Origin of the sequence: Streptomyces sp. NPDC059696 (genome assembly GCF_042733745.1) — a bacterium.
GTDB lineage: Bacteria > Actinomycetota > Actinomycetes > Streptomycetales > Streptomycetaceae > Streptomyces.
Window position 1 is genome coordinate 80,650 of the sequence record NZ_JBHWFG010000025.1, and the last position, 14,098, is coordinate 94,747.

The window sequence follows — 14,098 nt, forward strand, 5'->3', positions numbered from 1 at the left end:
ACCTGAGAGGGACCCTGTGGAACCCGCCTCACTGGGGACGACCGGGGCCCGGGACACGCCTACCGTTCTGTACGTGACCGAGACGACTCACCTGCAGACCACGCCGCCGGGGCCCGGGGCCAAGCCGCGCAGCCCGGAGTACCGGGTGGCGGCGGACTCCCTGCACGGGCTGCGGCAGGACCTTTTCCGCGACGCGTTCGCCTACCGGCCGCTGCCGCGCAGGAGCACGGCCGGGCGGATCATCCGGCTGCTGCCCGCCCGCCTGCGGGAGTACGCGTCCTGGACGCCGCACGCCCTGATAGCCCTGGCCGCCCTGATCACCCTGCTCATCACCGGAGTCGACACCGACGGGCACGTGCTCCTGGTCGCTCCCTTGACCGTGATCCCCGTCCTGCTCACGATGATCCGTCCGGTCGCGGCGTTCTGGGCGTCCATGGTCTCCACCCCGCTGGTCGTCATGCTCGGCAGCAACTGGGGCGAATGGCCGTGGACGGCCGGCAGCTTCGTGTGCCATCTGACCGTGCTGACCGTCGTGGCCATGCGCACCAGGCCGCGCACGGCGGGCTGGATGTGGGCCCTGACGCTCCTGTACGCCCTGATCGCGGACAGCGGCATCGGCCCGACCTACATGTACGGCACCAACTCCGGCCCCATGCTGGTCATATCGGCCCTGATCCTGCTCTGCGTCACCGTGTGGCACATCCGCCGGGACGCCGTACAGAAGGTCACCGCCCAGCAGACGGTCACCGCGCACGAGCGCTCCCGCCGCACCCTGCTGGAGGAGCGCACCACGATCGCCCGCGAGCTGCACGACGTCGTCGCCCACCACATGTCGGTCGTCGCCATCCAGGCGGAGGCCGCGCCCTACCGGGTGGAGAACCCGCCGCCGGAGCTGGAGAAGGCGTTCGCCACGATCCGGGAGAACGCGGTGGCGGCCCTGACCGAACTGCGCCGCGTGCTCGGCGTCGTCCGCGCCGAGGACTACGAGGTCCCCGACGCCCCGCAGCCGACGCTCGCCGACCTGGACGGGCTGCTGGCCAATGTGCGGGAGGCCGGGCTGGGTGTCGACAAGGTCGTGACCGGCGCGGTGCGCGAGCTGCCGCAGGGCGTGGAGCTGTCGGCGTACCGCATCGTGCAGGAGGCGCTGAGCAACACCCTGCGGCACGCGCCCGGCGCGAGCGCCCGGGTGGAGATCGGGTACGTTCTCGGCGGCCTGGGCCTGCGCATCGTCAACGGCCCGCCGCCCAACCCGAGTCTGATCAAGCCCTCACCCGGCGCGGGACACGGCATCACGGGCATGCGCGAGCGGGTCTCGATGCTGAACGGCGAGATGACCGCGGGCGCGAGCGACGACGGAGGCTACGAGGTGGCGGTGTTCCTGCCGGTCGCCCTGCCGGACGAGGGTGACGCATGACCATCCGCGTGCTGATCGCGGACGATCAGATGATGGTGCGCGAGGGCTTCTCGGTCCTGCTGAACGCGATGCCGGACATCGAGGTCGTCGGCGAGGCGGTGAACGGCCGGGAAGCCGTCGCCAAGGTCCGTGAGCTCGCCCCGGACGTGGTGCTGATGGACATCCGCATGCCCGAGCTGAACGGCATCGAGGCGACCCGCGAGATCGTCGCCGCCGACGGCGCGTCGAAGGTGCTGGTGCTCACGACCTTCGACCTCGACGAGTACGTCTACCAGGCGCTGCGCGCGGGTGCCTCCGGCTTCCTGCTCAAGGACGCCTCGGCCCGCCAGCTCGCCGACGGGGTGCGCGTGGTGGCGTCGGGGGAGGCGCTGCTGGCGCCGTCGGTGACCAGGCGGCTGATCACCGAGTTCTCCAAGCTCTCCGAGACACCGCGCCTCATGCCCTCCGCGCAGGCGGCCTACGGGGACCTCACCGACCGGGAGACGGAGGTGCTGGTGCTCATCGCGCAGGGCCTGTCGAACGCGGAGATCGCGGAGCGGCTGGTGGTCGCCGAGTCGACGATCAAGACGCACGTCAGCCGCATCCTGGTGAAGCTGGGCCTTCGCGACCGCACCCAGGCGGCGGTGTTCGCCTACGAGGCGCGGCTGGTGACACCGGGCTAGTCCGGGGCGCCGCCCGCGGACCCGCGGGCCCGGGGCGGCGCGGGAGGGGCCCGGTCAGTCCAGCTGCATCGGGACGCAGTCGCTCACGTACGACTTGGAGACCCAGCCGGTGGTGCCCTTGGCGAGGCCGCTCCGGGACTTCTGGCCGAGCTGCAGCTTGATCCAGGAGCCCTTGGTGGCGAGCTTCTTGCCCCAGTCGTTCTTGTGCAGGATGCCCTTGGAGGCATAGCCGGTGCCGGCGCCCGTGCGGAAGTTCACGCCGCTGCTCTTGTAGACGTAGTAGTAGACGTTCGGCTTGCACGGCATCTCGGCGGCGGTGGCGGCCGGGGCGCCGGCCACCACCGCGCCGGCGGTCAGCGACAGGGCCAGCACGGCCGAGGCGGCCAGACGGGCGGGGACGCGGGAGCGGAGCTTGGTGCGCTGCTGTGTCATGAGTTCTTTCCTTGCGAGGCCGCGTGCCGTTCACGCGACCCGGCCAGCTTAATGATCTTGATGTCGCAGGATCGTTCTCGTCGTGTCCCGGCCGTGTGAAGGAACACCCCTGGTCAGAGAAGGGGTCCGGGGGCTAGCGTCCCGGCATGGCTGCCTTCGACCCGTGGGACCCGGCGTTCCTCGCCGACCCGTACCCCGCTTACGCCGAGCTGCGCGCCCGGGGCCGTGTGCACTGGTTCGAGCCCACGAACCAGTGGCTCGTCCCGCACCACGCGGACGTCTCGGCCCTGCTGCGCGACCGGCGTCTGGGCCGGACGTACCAGCACCGCTTCACGCACGAGGAGTTCGGCCGTACGGCGCCCCCGCCGGAGCACGAGCCGTTCCACACGCTCAACGACCACGGGATGCTCGACCTGGAGCCGCCGGACCACACCCGGATCCGCCGCCTGGTGTCGAAGGCGTTCACCCCGCGCACGGTGGAGCGGCTGAAGCCCTATGTGCGGGGCCTGGCCGACGACCTGGTGTCCGCGCTGGCCGAGGCGGGCGGCGGGGACCTGCTGAAGGACGTCGCCGAGCCCCTCCCGGTCGCGGTGATCGCCGAGATGCTCGGCATCCCGGAGTCCGACCGGGCCCCGCTGCGCCCCTGGTCGGCGGACATCTGCGGGATGTACGAGCTGAACCCGTCCGAGGACACGGCGGCCCGGGCGGTCCGCGCGTCGGTCGAGTTCTCCGCGTACCTGCGCGACCTGATCGCGGCCCGCCGCAAGGAGCCCGGCGACGACCTCGTCTCCGGCCTCATCGAAGCCCATGACGAGGGCGACCGGCTCACCGAGCAGGAGATGATCTCCACCTGCGTGCTGCTGCTCAACGCCGGCCACGAGGCCACCGTGAACGCCACGGTCAACGGCTGGTACGCCCTGTTCCGCAACGAGGCGCAGCTGTCGGCCCTGCGCGCGGACCGCTCCCTGATCCCCGCCGCGATCGAGGAGCTGATGCGTTACGACACCCCGCTCCAGCTCTTCGAACGCTGGGTTCTGGACGAGATCGAGATCGACGGCACGACGATCCCCCGGGGTGCGGAGATCGCCATGCTCTTCGGCTCCGCGAACCACGACCCGACGGTGTTCCGTGACCCGTCCGCCCTCGACCTGACCCGCACCGACAACCCTCACATCTCCTTCAGCGCCGGCATCCACTACTGCATCGGCGCACCCCTGGCCCGTATCGAACTGGCCGCGTCGATGGGGGCGTTGCTGGAGCGGGCGCCGACGCTGCGGCTCGCGGCGGAGCCGGTGCGCAAGCCGAACTTCGTGATCAGGGGCCTGGAGGGGCTGGCCGTGGAGGTGGGCTGATCAGGTGGTCATGTCCCGCCGCCGCAGCCCCGCGAGCCCACCGGCCACCAGCACCACCGCCAGCCCGGTCAGGATCAGCACGGGCCCCCACTCCATGCCGCCGCCGGGCAGCTTCGGCAGGTGCCCGAACGGGGAGACGTCCAGCACCGCCTGCGGCGCGTCCAGCGCGGGCCCGACCCAGCCGATCAACAGCACCGCCCCGGCGACGCCCCACGCCGCCAGGGCCGCCCGGGGGAAGGCGCCGTGCAGCAGCACCGCCACCCCGCCGATCACCCACACCGCCGGGAGCTGCGCCAGGCACGCCCCCAGAATCGGGCCGGTCTGCCTGCCGTAGCCGACGGCGAAGCCGGCACCGGCCAGCAGCATGAGGAGGGCGGAGCCGCCGAAGGCGATCACCAGGTGCCCGGCGGCCCAGCGGAGCCGCCCGACCGCGTTCGCCAGGAGCGGCTCCGCCCGGCCCGAGGTCTCCTCGCCGTGCAGGCGCAGCACCGAGGCCACGATGTACAGGGCCGCGACCAGGCCGAGCATGCCGACCATCGACGCCAGGAACGCGTCCGTCAGGCCCGACCGGCCGCCCATCCGCTCGAAGACGCGCCGGGCGTTGTCGTTGTCGCCGACCAGTTCGGCCGCGCCCTCGGTCATGCCGCCGTAGACCACCCCGGCGAGGAAGAAGCCGATGCTCCAGCCGAGCACGCCGCCCCGCTGCAGGCGCCAGGCCAGGGCGCCCGCACCGGCCAGGCGGCCGGACGCGGGGCCGGGGCGGGTCGGCAGGAAGCTCATGCCGACGTCCCGGCGGCCGGCCAGGGTGTAGGCGACCGCCGCCTGCAGGGCCACCGCCGCGCCGAACAGCGCCATCACCCACCAGCGTTCGGAGGCGTACGGCCGCAGATTCTCCAGCCAGCCCAGGGGGGACAGCCAGGTCAGCACCGACGAGCCGTCGTCGGTGGCCGAGTCGCCCGCGGCGCGCAGCACGAACGCGGCGCCCAGTACCGCCGCCGTCAGACCACGCGCCAGCCGTGCGCTCTCCGTCAGCTGCGCGACGATCGCCGCCAGGGTGGCGAAGACCATCCCGACCCCGGCGATCCCCAGCCCGAGGGCCAGCGCGCCGACCGTGCCCCGGCCGGCCAGCCCGGCCGTGACCAGCAGCGCCAGCACCGCGTTCGCGACGCCCGCCGCCAGCAGTGCCGCCGTGAGGGAGGCGCGGCGGCCCACCATCCCCGACGCCACCAGCTCCTGACGGCCGCTCTCCTCCTCGTCCCGGGTGTGCCGCACGACGACCAGCAGGCTCATCACGGCGGCCAGGGCACCGGCGTAGACGCCGACCCGCCAGGCCGTCAGGGCGCCCACCGAGTCGCCGAAGACCGGGCCGACCATCGCCCGCAGCGAGGCGTTGGTGTCCATCTGGCGGACCAGGTCGGCGCGCTCGGCCGGGGTGCCGTAGAGGCCCTCCAGCGTGCCGGGCATGGAGAGGACCATGAGCGCGTCGACCGCGATCCACACCGGGATCAGCAGCCGGTCGCGGCGCAACGCGAACCGCAGCAGCGTGCCCGTGCCGGCGAGGGGGGACGAGCCGCCGGGCCGTACCGCGATCGCCGTCACCGGGCCACCGCCCCGGCCGTCTCGTCCTGGTAGTGCCGCAGGAACAGCTCCTCCAGGGTGGGCGGCGTCGACGTCAGCGACCGCACGCCGGACTCGGTGAGGGACCGCAGGACGCCGTCCAGCCGGTCGGTGTCGACCTGGAGCCGGACGCGGTGGCCCCGGACGTCGAGGTCGTGGACGCCGGGCAGGGCCGCGAGCCCGTCGGGCGGGCCGGCGAGTTCGGCGACGACGCTGGTCCGGGTCAGGTGCCGCAGGTCGGCGAGGGAACCGGTCTCGACCGTACGGCCCTTGCGGATGATGCTCACCCGGTCGCACAGCTCCTCGACCTCGCTGAGGATGTGGGAGGAGAGCAGGACGGTGCGGCCCCGGTCGCGCTCCTCCTCGACGCAGGCCTGGAAGACCTCCTCCATCAGCGGGTCCAGACCCGAGGTCGGCTCGTCCAGGATGAGCAGGTCCACGTCCGAGGCGAAGGCGGCGACCAGGGCGACCTTCTGCCGGTTGCCCTTGGAGTAGGTGCGGCCCTTCTTGGTGGGGTCGAGTTCGAAGCGCTCGACCAGGTCCGCGCGGCGCCTCGCGTCGAGTCCGCCGCGCAGCCGGCCGTAGAGGTCGATGACCTCGCCGCCGGAGAGGTTGCGCCACAGGGTCACGTCCCCGGGGACATAGGCGATCCGGCGGTGCACCTCCACGGCGTCCGTCCAGGGGTCGCGGCCCAGCACCTGTGCGGCGCCCGAGTCGGCACGCAGCAGGCCGAGCAGGACCCGGATGGTGGTGGACTTCCCGGCGCCGTTGGGTCCGAGGAAGCCGTGGACCTCGCCGGTCTCCACCTCCAGGTCGAGCCCGTCGAGAGCGTGCGTCCGCCCGAAGGACTTGTGCAGTCCGGAGACGGTGATGGCCTTCGTCATGTTCCAGAACGTACGCTTCTTTCAGAAATTTGTGAAGTTAAGGAAGCCTATGAATCGCGGATAGGGTGAGTGCCATGACGGGATCAGCCGGCGACGGCCGGGACGCGCAGGCCGTGTCGAGGTTCGTGGAGTCCTTCGCCGCCCAGCTCGTGGAGGCGGGCATGACGCGTATGCCCGCCCGGGTCTTCGCGGCGCTGCTGTCCTCCGACGAAGGCTCGATGACCTCCGCCGAGCTGGGGGAGCAGCTGCGGATCAGTCCCGCGGCGGTGTCCGGGGCGGTGCGCTACCTGGCCCAGACGCACATGGTCTCGCGCGAGCGGGAACCGGGCTCGCGCCGGGAGCGCTACCGGGTGCACGGCGACCAGTGGTACGAGGCCCTGACCAACCGCGAGAATGTGATGAAGCGCTGGGAGAACGCCCTGCGCGAGGGCGTCACCAGCCTCGGCGCCGACACCCCGGCCGGCCGCCGGCTGGCCGAGACACTCGCGTTCTTCGAGTTCCTCGAGGGCGAACTCGCCGCGCTGATGGAGCGCTGGCGGGAACACCGCGCCAAGACGTTCGGCGAGGCCACCGACCGCTTCTGACCCATCGCCCCACCGCCCCACCGACCGGCTGACCCCCGGTGCCCGACCGCCTCACCGCCCGTCCTCGCACACCCGACTCCGGGGCCGTCACAGCCCGCGCACCAGTCCCCAGGCTCCCACCGCCTCACCGTCCCGCCGGTACCGTCAGCCCCCACGCGCCCTCCCGGACCACCCACGTGCGGGTCCGTACCGGTCCGGACACCACCGAGTCCGCTCGATAGCGGAAGTGCGCCCCGGACACCGTCACCGTGCGGCCCTCCGCGAGGAGCGGTGAGGCCTCCGCGCCCACCGACACCGGTCTGACCTCCACCGACGCCATCCCCGCCGCGGCCGGTGACACCGACACCGCCTGCACCGGCTGGTCCAGATCGACGAGGGTCTCCCCGTCCACCTCCACCCGCAGCCGTGACGGCCCCGGCTCGGGCGCGGCCGCGAGCCGGGACGGACGGCCCGCCGGAACCAGCGTCCGGACCAGGTACTGACAGGTCCGCAGCCAGGGACGGCCCGGCACGTCGTCCGGATCCGGCGCCGCCTCCGGGGCCGCCGCGGCCGGAGCGGGCCGCAGCGGCGGTATCCGCAGCGCGCCGAGCACCACCCCGTCGCTGTCGTCGACCATCAGGTCCATGCGCCGCTCGACCCCGTCGAGCACCGCCCGCGCCGCCGCCACCGTCCCCGTCGGCACCCCCAGCGACCGGGCCAGGGACGACGCGCCCCCGACCGGCACCACCGACAGCGGGCATCCGGCCAGCTCCCGGTGCCGGTGCAGCAGTGCCACCGCGCGGATCAAGGTCCGGTCGTCGCCCACCACCACGGGCCGCCGCGAGCCCCGCCGGGCCAGCGCGCGCGCGAACTCCTCCGGCCCGTCCGGCAGGCACAGCTTCATGCCGGCACCCGCGCCGAGCACGTCTTTCGCGATCCGTACGGACTCGCCGTCCGACCGACGGGCGACCGGGTCGACCACCACCAGCAGCTGCTCGGACGTCGTGGAAGTCGCCACCTCGGCCATGCCTCGCTTCCTCGGGTAGCATCTTTGTGCAAGAGCCCCTTGCGCTATTGCGCCAGGGGCTTCGTCTATTCCGGGGCATCCGGTCCGACGGTTGGCGGCCAACGGCGGTCGCGGTGCACGCGGCTGCGAACCTCCGCGTACGCCCTCGACCATGGACATGCCCCGCCCGGAAGGGGTGTACGCGCGTGCCCGCACTTGTGCTGCTCGGTGCTCAGTGGGGTGACGAAGGCAAGGGAAAGGCCACCGACCTTCTCGGTGGCTCCGTGGACTATGTGGTGCGCTACCAGGGCGGCAACAACGCCGGCCACACGGTGGTCGTCGGTGACCAGAAGTACGCACTGCACCTCCTCCCTTCCGGAATCCTGTCCCCCGGCTGCACGCCGGTCATCGGCAACGGCGTCGTCGTCGACCCGTCGGTCCTGTTCTCCGAGCTGAACGGGCTGAACGAGCGAGGCGTCGACACGTCCAAGCTCCTGATCAGCGGTAACGCGCACATCATCACGCCGTACAACGTGACGGTGGACAAGGTGACCGAGCGCTTCCTCGGCAAGCGGAAGATCGGCACCACCGGGCGCGGTATCGGCCCGACCTACGCCGACAAGATCAACCGCGTCGGCATCCGCGTGCAGGACCTGTACGACGAGTCGATCCTGACGCAGAAGGTCGAGGCGGCCCTCGACGTCAAGAACCAGATGCTCACCAAGCTCTACAACCGGCGGGCCATCGCCGTGGAGCAGGTGGTCGAGGAGCTGCTGGGCTACGCCGACAAGCTCGCGCCGTACGTCGCCGACACCGTGCTGGTCCTCAACCAGGCGCTGGACGAGGACAAGGTCGTGCTGTTCGAGGGCGGGCAGGGCACCCTGCTCGACATCGACCACGGCACGTACCCCTTCGTCACCTCGTCGAACCCGACCGCGGGCGGTGCCTGCACCGGCGCCGGTGTGGGCCCGACGAAGATCAGCCGGGTCATCGGCATCCTCAAGGCGTACACGACCCGCGTCGGCGCCGGCCCGTTCCCGACCGAGCTGTTCGACGAGGACGGCGAGGCGCTGCGCCGCATCGGCGGGGAGCGCGGTGTCACCACCGGCCGTGACCGTCGCTGCGGCTGGTTCGACGCGGTCATCGCCCGCTACGCGACCCGCGTGAACGGCCTGACCGACTTCTTCCTCACCAAGCTCGACGTCCTCACCGGCTGGGAGCAGATCCCGGTCTGCGTGGCGTACGAGATCGACGGAAAGCGCGTCGAGGAGCTGCCCTACTCGCAGACCGACTTCCACCACGCGAAGCCCGTCTACGAGATGCTGCCGGGCTGGAGCGAGGACATCTCCAAGGCCAAGTCCTTCTCCGACCTGCCGAAGAACGCCCAGGCGTACGTGAAGGCGCTGGAGGAGATGTCCGGCGCCCCGATCTCCGCGATCGGCGTGGGCCCCGGCCGGGACGAGACGATCGAGATCAACTCGTTCCTCTGACCGTTCCCCGTGTCCGCAGGCCGCCCCTCGTGCCCACGGGGGGCGGCTCGCCTTTCCCGCGGGGAGAAGCGGCTTGAACGGGCATAGGCTGAAGCCGTACCCCCACGTGCGTCGACCAGAAGAAGGTGACCGCGATGCGCGTACTGCTGAAGATGAGCATGGACACCGAGAAGTCCAACGAGGCCATCCGGAACGGCACCCTGGGGAAGCTGATCCAGGAGTCGATGGAACAGATCAAGCCCGAAGCGGCCTATTTCACCACCGACCACGGCAAGCGCACCGCCTACGTGTTCTTCGACATGCAGGACAGCTGGCAGATGCCGGTCATCAGCGAACCCTTCTTCCTCCAGCTGGACGCGGAGATCTCCTACACGCCGGTGATGAACATGGAGGACGTGCAGAAGGGCCTGTCCCAGCTGGGACGGTGAGGTGCCGGCTCAGCTGAAGACGATCATCGAACCCTGGGCCAGACTGCGGGTCACGGCCGCGTGCAGTCCGAGCCATACGTGCCGCTCGCGGGCGAACGGGCTCGGGTCGTAGGGCGCGGGAACGGCGGGTTCCTCCAGCTCCGTCGGAGCGAGCGGCGGCTGGGGGGCCGCCGGCGGGTTCGCCGGGTCGATCCCGATGGCCGGGGCGACCAGCTCCAGTTCGCGCAGCAGGGCGTGCGAGGAGCCCAGTGGGCCGCCGCCCGCGAGGAGATCGTCGTCGGCGAGCGGGCCGGGGAAGTCGACCGGGACGTAGGCGCCCGCGTGGTCGTAGTGCCAGACCAGGTGCGACTGCTGGGCCGTCGACTCGAACATCTCCAGCAACTGTTCGTAGTCGCCGCCGAGTTCGTCCACGGGCGTCACGGGCAGGCCGCACACCTGGAGCAGGTAGGCGCGGCGCAGGAAGTGCAGCGCGTCGTAGTCGAAGCCCGCGACCGGGGCGACCTCGCCGGTCAGGCCCGGCATGTACTGGTACACCGGCACCGGCGGCAGACCGGCCTCCGCGAGCACCTTGTTGTATTGCGCGAGTTCCTCGGCGAAGGGGTTGTCCGGCGTGTGGCACAACACGTCGACGAGCGGTACCAGCCACAGGTCACAGGCCAAAGAAGGCTCCTCGCTCAGCGCGGTGGTCGGGTAGCACGGTGGTCAAGAAGGGTAGCGGTGCGCCGCCGTCACGGAGCCCGCCGTGCATGTCCCATACCCATACGGACAGCGGCGACGCAGGTCATCGCGGAGCGAGCCGCTCGATGAGGCTGATCGAGTGCGCGTTGTACGCGGCGATGATCGCCCGGGCGGCGTCGTTGTCGCGGTCGATCAGGGCGTCCACCAGCTGGGTGTGACCGGCCCACAGCTCGCCCCGCAGATCGGTGAGCCGGCGCAGGTGCTGCACCGCGCAGACCCAGGTCTGCACGCGCAGCCGGTTCAGGAAGTCGGCGAGGTAGGGGTTGCCGAAGCAGGCGCCGAGCTCGCGCCAGAAGCGCAGGTCGTAGCCGATGAGGACGGTCAGGTCACCGGCCGCGGCGGCCCGCTGCGCCTCCTCGCCGCGCCTGCGGACCCCGGCGACGACGGCGGCGGACCGGGGATCGTCCGGGCGTACCGCACCCGGCCGCCCCTCGGTCAGGGCGAGGAACATGCCCTCGATGACCAGGCCCCGGGCCTCGATCATGCCGCGGAAGTCCTCGACCGAGTACTCGTGGACCCTGAAGCCCCGGTGCTGGTCGGCGTCGAGGAGCCCCTGGGCGGAGAGGTCGACGAGCGCCTCGCGCACCGGCGTCGCGGACACCCCGTACTGCTCGGCGATCTCCTTGACCGTGAACTCCTGCCCCGGCTGGAGCCGCCCGGCCAGCACCTCGTCACGAAGCGCGTCGGCGATCTGCTGCCGCAGGGTGCTGCGCGTCACGGCGCCGTTGCCGGAGCTGGCGGGCATGGTCGGGGCGTCTCCCTCGTCGCGTTCGGGTGGCGTGCGCGTACAGGCACTTCTACGAGCACGCCACCTTACGCGTTCGAATGGGACGCGAGGATGTCGGTTACTGACGGGTTTACAGGCGTTTACTGCCTGTACCCGGCGTCTAGCGAGTGTGCTCGTCCGCGACCGAGAGTGCCGCGTCCAGGACCGCCAGTCCTTCCTTGAGCTCCGCCTCGCCGATGGTGCAGGGCGGCACGACGTGGGTGCGGTTCATGTTCACGAAGGGCCACAGGCCGCCCTTCTTCGCGGCGGCGGCGAAGGCGGCCATGGGGGCGTTCGCCTCGCCGGCCGCGTTGTACGGCACCAGCGGCTCGCGCGTCTCACGGTCGCGCACCAGCTCCAGCGCCCAGAACATGCCCGTGCCGCGCACCTCCCCGACGCTCGGGTGCCGCTCGGCGAGCGCCCGCAGCTCGGGGCCGACGACGTCGGCGCCCAGCCGGGCCGCGTTCTCGACGACGCCCTCCTCCGCCATGACGTTGATCGTCGCCACCGCCGCCGCGCAGGCCAGCGGATGCCCCGAGTACGTCAGACCGCCGGGGTAGGGACGCTTGCCGAACGTCTGTGCGATCGCACCGGAGATCGCGACACCGCCCAGCGGCACGTAGCCGCTGTTCACACCCTTGGCGAAGGTCAGCAGGTCGGGCGTGACGTCGAACAGGTCCGCCGCGAACCACTCGCCGGTCCGCCCGAACCCGGCCATGACCTCGTCCAGGACGAAGACGATCCCGTACGTGTCGCACAGCTCCCGCACCCCGGCGAGGTAGCCGGGCGGCGGGACCATGATCCCGGCCGTTCCCGGGATGGTCTCCAGGATGATCGCGGCGATCGTCGAGGGCCCCTCGAAGCGGATCGTCGTCTCCAGGTGCTCCAGCGCCCGGGCGCACTCCTGCTCCTCGGTCTCGGCGTAGAAGCGGGAGCGGTAGAGGTAGGGCGCCCAGAAGTGCACGACCCCGGCCGTGCCGCTGTCGGAGGCCCAGCGGCGCGGGTCGCCGGTGAGGTTCACGGCCTGCTGGGTGCCGCCGTGGTACGAGCGGTACGCCGAGAGCACCTTCGGGCGGCCCGTGTGCAGCCGGGCCATCCGGATGGCGTGCTCGACGGCGTCGGCGCCGCCGTTGGTGAAGAAGATCTTGTCCAGGTCGCCCGGGGTGCGCTCGGCGATCAGCCGGGCCGCCTCCGAGCGGGCCTCCACCGCGAAGGCGGGGGCGAAGGTCGTCATCGTCGCCGCCTGCTCCTGGATCGCGGCGACGACCTTCGGGTGCTGGTAGCCGATGTTCGTGTAGACGAGCCCGCTGGAGAAGTCGAGGTAGCGGCGGCCGTCGTAGTCCCAGAAGTACGACCCCTCGGCACCGGCGACGGCGAGCGGGTCGATGAGCTCCTGCGCGGACCAGGAGTGGAACACGTGGTCACGGTCGGCGGCCTTGACGGCGGCACCGGCTTCGGGGTTCAGCTGAGGGGTCATGCGGGCGAGCGTAGGCACGGCGCGCGGGGCCGCGAAATCGGCGTCGTGTGTGAGGTCCGGGGGTTTCCGCGACAGGTTGTCGACGGGACGGCACCGCGGGAACGACTCATTGACAACATGCTGCCAAAAGGACAGGATGTTGTCATACTTCGGAGCGAGGAGGCACCATGACCCGCAAGCCCGTCCATCTCGCCGTCTACGACACCCTCGCCGACTGGGAGACCGGCCACGCCACGGCCCACCTCGCCCGCGCCGGCCACGAGATCCGCACCGTCGGCCCGACCACCGCCCCCGTGCGGAGCACCGGCGGACTGCGCATCCACCCCGACCTGGCCCTGGCGGACCTGCGCCCCGAGGGCAGCGCGCTGCTGATCCTCCCGGGCGCCGACCTCTGGGACACCTCCGGCGACCTCGCGCCCTTCGCCCGCACGGCCCGGGCCTTCCTCGACGCGGGCGTGCCCGTCGCCGCGATCTGCGGCGCCACCGCCGGGCTCGCCCGCGAGGGCCTGCTCGACGACCGCGACCACACCAGCGCGGTCTCCTTCTACCTCGCCGCCACCGGCTACGCGGGAGCCGGGCACTACGTCGAGGCCGACGCCGTCACCGACCGCGGGCTGGTCACCGCCGGCCCGACCGAGCCGGTCGCCTTCGCCCGGGAGGTCCTGCGGCTGCTCGGAGTCCTCGACGGCGAGGTGCTCGACGCCTGGTACCGGCTGTTCCACGACTCCGACGCGGCGGCGTACCAGGTGCTGGAGAAGGCCGGCGCGCTGTGAGCCGCGAGCGTCAGGACCTGCTCAGCCGCAGCGCCCTCGGCGTGTTCCGCCTCAACGGCCGGTTCCTCGCCGTCGCGGAGGAGCTGGCCCGGCCCGCCGGGCTCACCGCCGCCTGGTGGCAGGTGCTCGGCGCGGTCCTCGGGGAGCCGCTGCCGGTCTCCGGCATCGCCCGCGCCATGGGCATCACACGGCAGAGCGTGCAGCGCATCGCCGACCTGCTGGTCGAGAAGGAACTTGCCGAGTACCGGCCGAACCCGGCGCACCGCCGCGCCAAACTCCTCGCGCCGACCGGCCGGGGGCGTGCCGCGATCGCCCGGATCGACCCCGGGCACGCGGCGTTCGCCGACCGGTTGGCCGAGGAGTTCGGCGAGGAGGAGCTGGCGGAGGCGGTGCGGCTGCTGGAACGGCTGTCGACGGTGCTGGACCAGGTGGGACCGCCTGTTACGGAACCGTAGAGGTTGTCCAGGTCACCCCGCCCCGGCCCCGCACTATTCTC

At 71.8% G+C, this 14,098-nt stretch carries 15 protein-coding genes; 8 read left to right on the forward strand and 7 right to left on the reverse strand.

All coding sequences use genetic code 11. The annotated features are described in order from the left end of the window. Nucleotides 1–73: 73 nt before the first annotated feature. Complete coding sequence (locus ACFV20_RS25565) at nt 74–1,414, forward strand: sensor histidine kinase (protein WP_385660045.1); 1,341 nt, start codon at nt 74–76, stop codon at nt 1,412–1,414. Next, nucleotides 1,411–2,076: a response regulator gene (locus tag ACFV20_RS25570; protein ID WP_385660047.1), complete on the forward strand. Its 666-nt coding sequence runs from the start codon at nt 1,411–1,413 to the stop codon at nt 2,074–2,076. Before ACFV20_RS25565 ends, ACFV20_RS25570 begins: the two co-directional genes overlap by 4 nt. A gap of 54 nt (nt 2,077–2,130) precedes the next feature. On the opposite strand, the gene ACFV20_RS25575 is transcribed toward ACFV20_RS25570, so the two are convergent. After that, entirely contained in the window at nt 2,131–2,508 is a 378-nt protein-coding gene (locus ACFV20_RS25575) for an SH3 domain-containing protein (protein WP_385660048.1), read from the reverse strand. A 146-nt stretch (nt 2,509–2,654) separates the two neighbouring features. On the opposite strand from ACFV20_RS25575, the gene ACFV20_RS25580 reads away from it, so the two are divergent. Then, on the forward strand, nt 2,655–3,860 hold the full coding sequence (locus tag ACFV20_RS25580) for a cytochrome P450 (protein ID WP_385660049.1): 1,206 nt from the start codon (nt 2,655–2,657) through the stop codon (nt 3,858–3,860). On the opposite strand, the gene ACFV20_RS25585 is transcribed toward ACFV20_RS25580, so the two are convergent. Both ACFV20_RS25585 and ACFV20_RS25590 read right to left on the reverse strand, forming a co-directional pair. Then, the gene (locus ACFV20_RS25585) at nt 3,861–5,459 is read right to left on the reverse strand and encodes an ABC transporter permease (protein ID WP_385660050.1); all 1,599 of its coding nucleotides are present in this window, start codon (nt 5,457–5,459) and stop codon (nt 3,861–3,863) included. It lies immediately after the preceding gene. Next, complete coding sequence (locus ACFV20_RS25590; protein WP_385660052.1) at nt 5,456–6,361, reverse strand: ATP-binding cassette domain-containing protein; 906 nt, start codon at nt 6,359–6,361, stop codon at nt 5,456–5,458. The genes ACFV20_RS25585 and ACFV20_RS25590 overlap by 4 nt, the downstream gene beginning before the upstream one ends. A gap of 74 nt (nt 6,362–6,435) precedes the next feature. On the opposite strand from ACFV20_RS25590, the gene ACFV20_RS25595 reads away from it, so the two are divergent. Next, entirely contained in the window at nt 6,436–6,945 is a 510-nt protein-coding gene (locus tag ACFV20_RS25595; RefSeq protein ID WP_385660054.1) for a GbsR/MarR family transcriptional regulator, read from the forward strand. 124 nt (nt 6,946–7,069) lie between these two features. On the opposite strand, the gene ACFV20_RS25600 is transcribed toward ACFV20_RS25595, so the two are convergent. Next, on the reverse strand, nt 7,070–7,951 hold the full coding sequence (locus ACFV20_RS25600; protein ID WP_385660056.1) for a diacylglycerol kinase family protein: 882 nt from the start codon (nt 7,949–7,951) through the stop codon (nt 7,070–7,072). Between the two features lie 185 nt (nt 7,952–8,136). Here ACFV20_RS25600 and ACFV20_RS25605 point away from each other — a divergent pair, with 185 nt between their 5' ends. After that, nucleotides 8,137–9,420, forward strand: a complete 1,284-nt coding sequence (locus tag ACFV20_RS25605; protein ID WP_385660058.1) for an adenylosuccinate synthase — start codon at nt 8,137–8,139, stop codon at nt 9,418–9,420. 134 nt (nt 9,421–9,554) lie between these two features. Continuing rightward, nucleotides 9,555–9,848, forward strand: coding sequence for a hypothetical protein (locus tag ACFV20_RS25610; RefSeq protein WP_190901256.1), 294 nt, complete (start codon nt 9,555–9,557; stop codon nt 9,846–9,848). A gap of 9 nt (nt 9,849–9,857) precedes the next feature. Here ACFV20_RS25610 and ACFV20_RS25615 read toward each other — a convergent pair whose 3' ends face one another. The 3 genes from ACFV20_RS25615 to ACFV20_RS25625 form a co-directional block, all read right to left on the reverse strand. Beyond that, complete coding sequence (locus ACFV20_RS25615; protein ID WP_385660060.1) at nt 9,858–10,508, reverse strand: hypothetical protein; 651 nt, start codon at nt 10,506–10,508, stop codon at nt 9,858–9,860. Nucleotides 10,509–10,629: 121 nt separating this feature from the next. Beyond that, nucleotides 10,630–11,331 carry a GntR family transcriptional regulator gene (locus ACFV20_RS25620; RefSeq protein ID WP_385660062.1) on the reverse strand — a complete coding sequence of 234 codons (702 nt, stop codon included), beginning with the start codon at nt 11,329–11,331 and terminating at the stop codon, nt 10,630–10,632. A 142-nt stretch (nt 11,332–11,473) separates the two neighbouring features. Continuing rightward, entirely contained in the window at nt 11,474–12,829 is a 1,356-nt protein-coding gene (locus ACFV20_RS25625) for an aspartate aminotransferase family protein (protein ID WP_385660064.1), read from the reverse strand. 167 nt (nt 12,830–12,996) lie between these two features. Here ACFV20_RS25625 and ACFV20_RS25630 point away from each other — a divergent pair, with 167 nt between their 5' ends. Beyond that, entirely contained in the window at nt 12,997–13,602 is a 606-nt protein-coding gene (locus ACFV20_RS25630) for a DJ-1/PfpI family protein (protein ID WP_385660065.1), read from the forward strand. Next, entirely contained in the window at nt 13,599–14,057 is a 459-nt protein-coding gene (locus tag ACFV20_RS25635) for a MarR family winged helix-turn-helix transcriptional regulator (protein WP_385660067.1), read from the forward strand. The genes ACFV20_RS25630 and ACFV20_RS25635 overlap by 4 nt, the downstream gene beginning before the upstream one ends. Nucleotides 14,058–14,098: the final 41 nt, after the last annotated feature.

What these genes read in the sequence shown, in the direction of transcription:
- ACFV20_RS25575 (WP_385660048.1), bottom strand. Translation starts at nt 2,508, where the DNA reads ATGACACAGCAGCGCACCAAGCTCCGCTCCCGCGTCCCCGCCCGTCTG.
- ACFV20_RS25590 (WP_385660052.1), bottom strand. Translation starts at nt 6,361, where the DNA reads ATGACGAAGGCCATCACCGTCTCCGGACTGCACAAGTCCTTCGGGCGG.
- ACFV20_RS25570 (WP_385660047.1), top strand. Translation starts at nt 1,411, where the DNA reads ATGACCATCCGCGTGCTGATCGCGGACGATCAGATGATGGTGCGCGAG.
- ACFV20_RS25600 (WP_385660056.1), bottom strand. Translation starts at nt 7,951, where the DNA reads ATGGCCGAGGTGGCGACTTCCACGACGTCCGAGCAGCTGCTGGTGGTG.
- ACFV20_RS25625 (WP_385660064.1), bottom strand. Translation starts at nt 12,829, where the DNA reads ATGACCCCTCAGCTGAACCCCGAAGCCGGTGCCGCCGTCAAGGCCGCC.
- ACFV20_RS25580 (WP_385660049.1), top strand. Translation starts at nt 2,655, where the DNA reads ATGGCTGCCTTCGACCCGTGGGACCCGGCGTTCCTCGCCGACCCGTAC.
- ACFV20_RS25610 (WP_190901256.1), top strand. Translation starts at nt 9,555, where the DNA reads ATGCGCGTACTGCTGAAGATGAGCATGGACACCGAGAAGTCCAACGAG.
- ACFV20_RS25620 (WP_385660062.1), bottom strand. Translation starts at nt 11,331, where the DNA reads ATGCCCGCCAGCTCCGGCAACGGCGCCGTGACGCGCAGCACCCTGCGG.
- ACFV20_RS25595 (WP_385660054.1), top strand. Translation starts at nt 6,436, where the DNA reads ATGACGGGATCAGCCGGCGACGGCCGGGACGCGCAGGCCGTGTCGAGG.
- ACFV20_RS25630 (WP_385660065.1), top strand. Translation starts at nt 12,997, where the DNA reads ATGACCCGCAAGCCCGTCCATCTCGCCGTCTACGACACCCTCGCCGAC.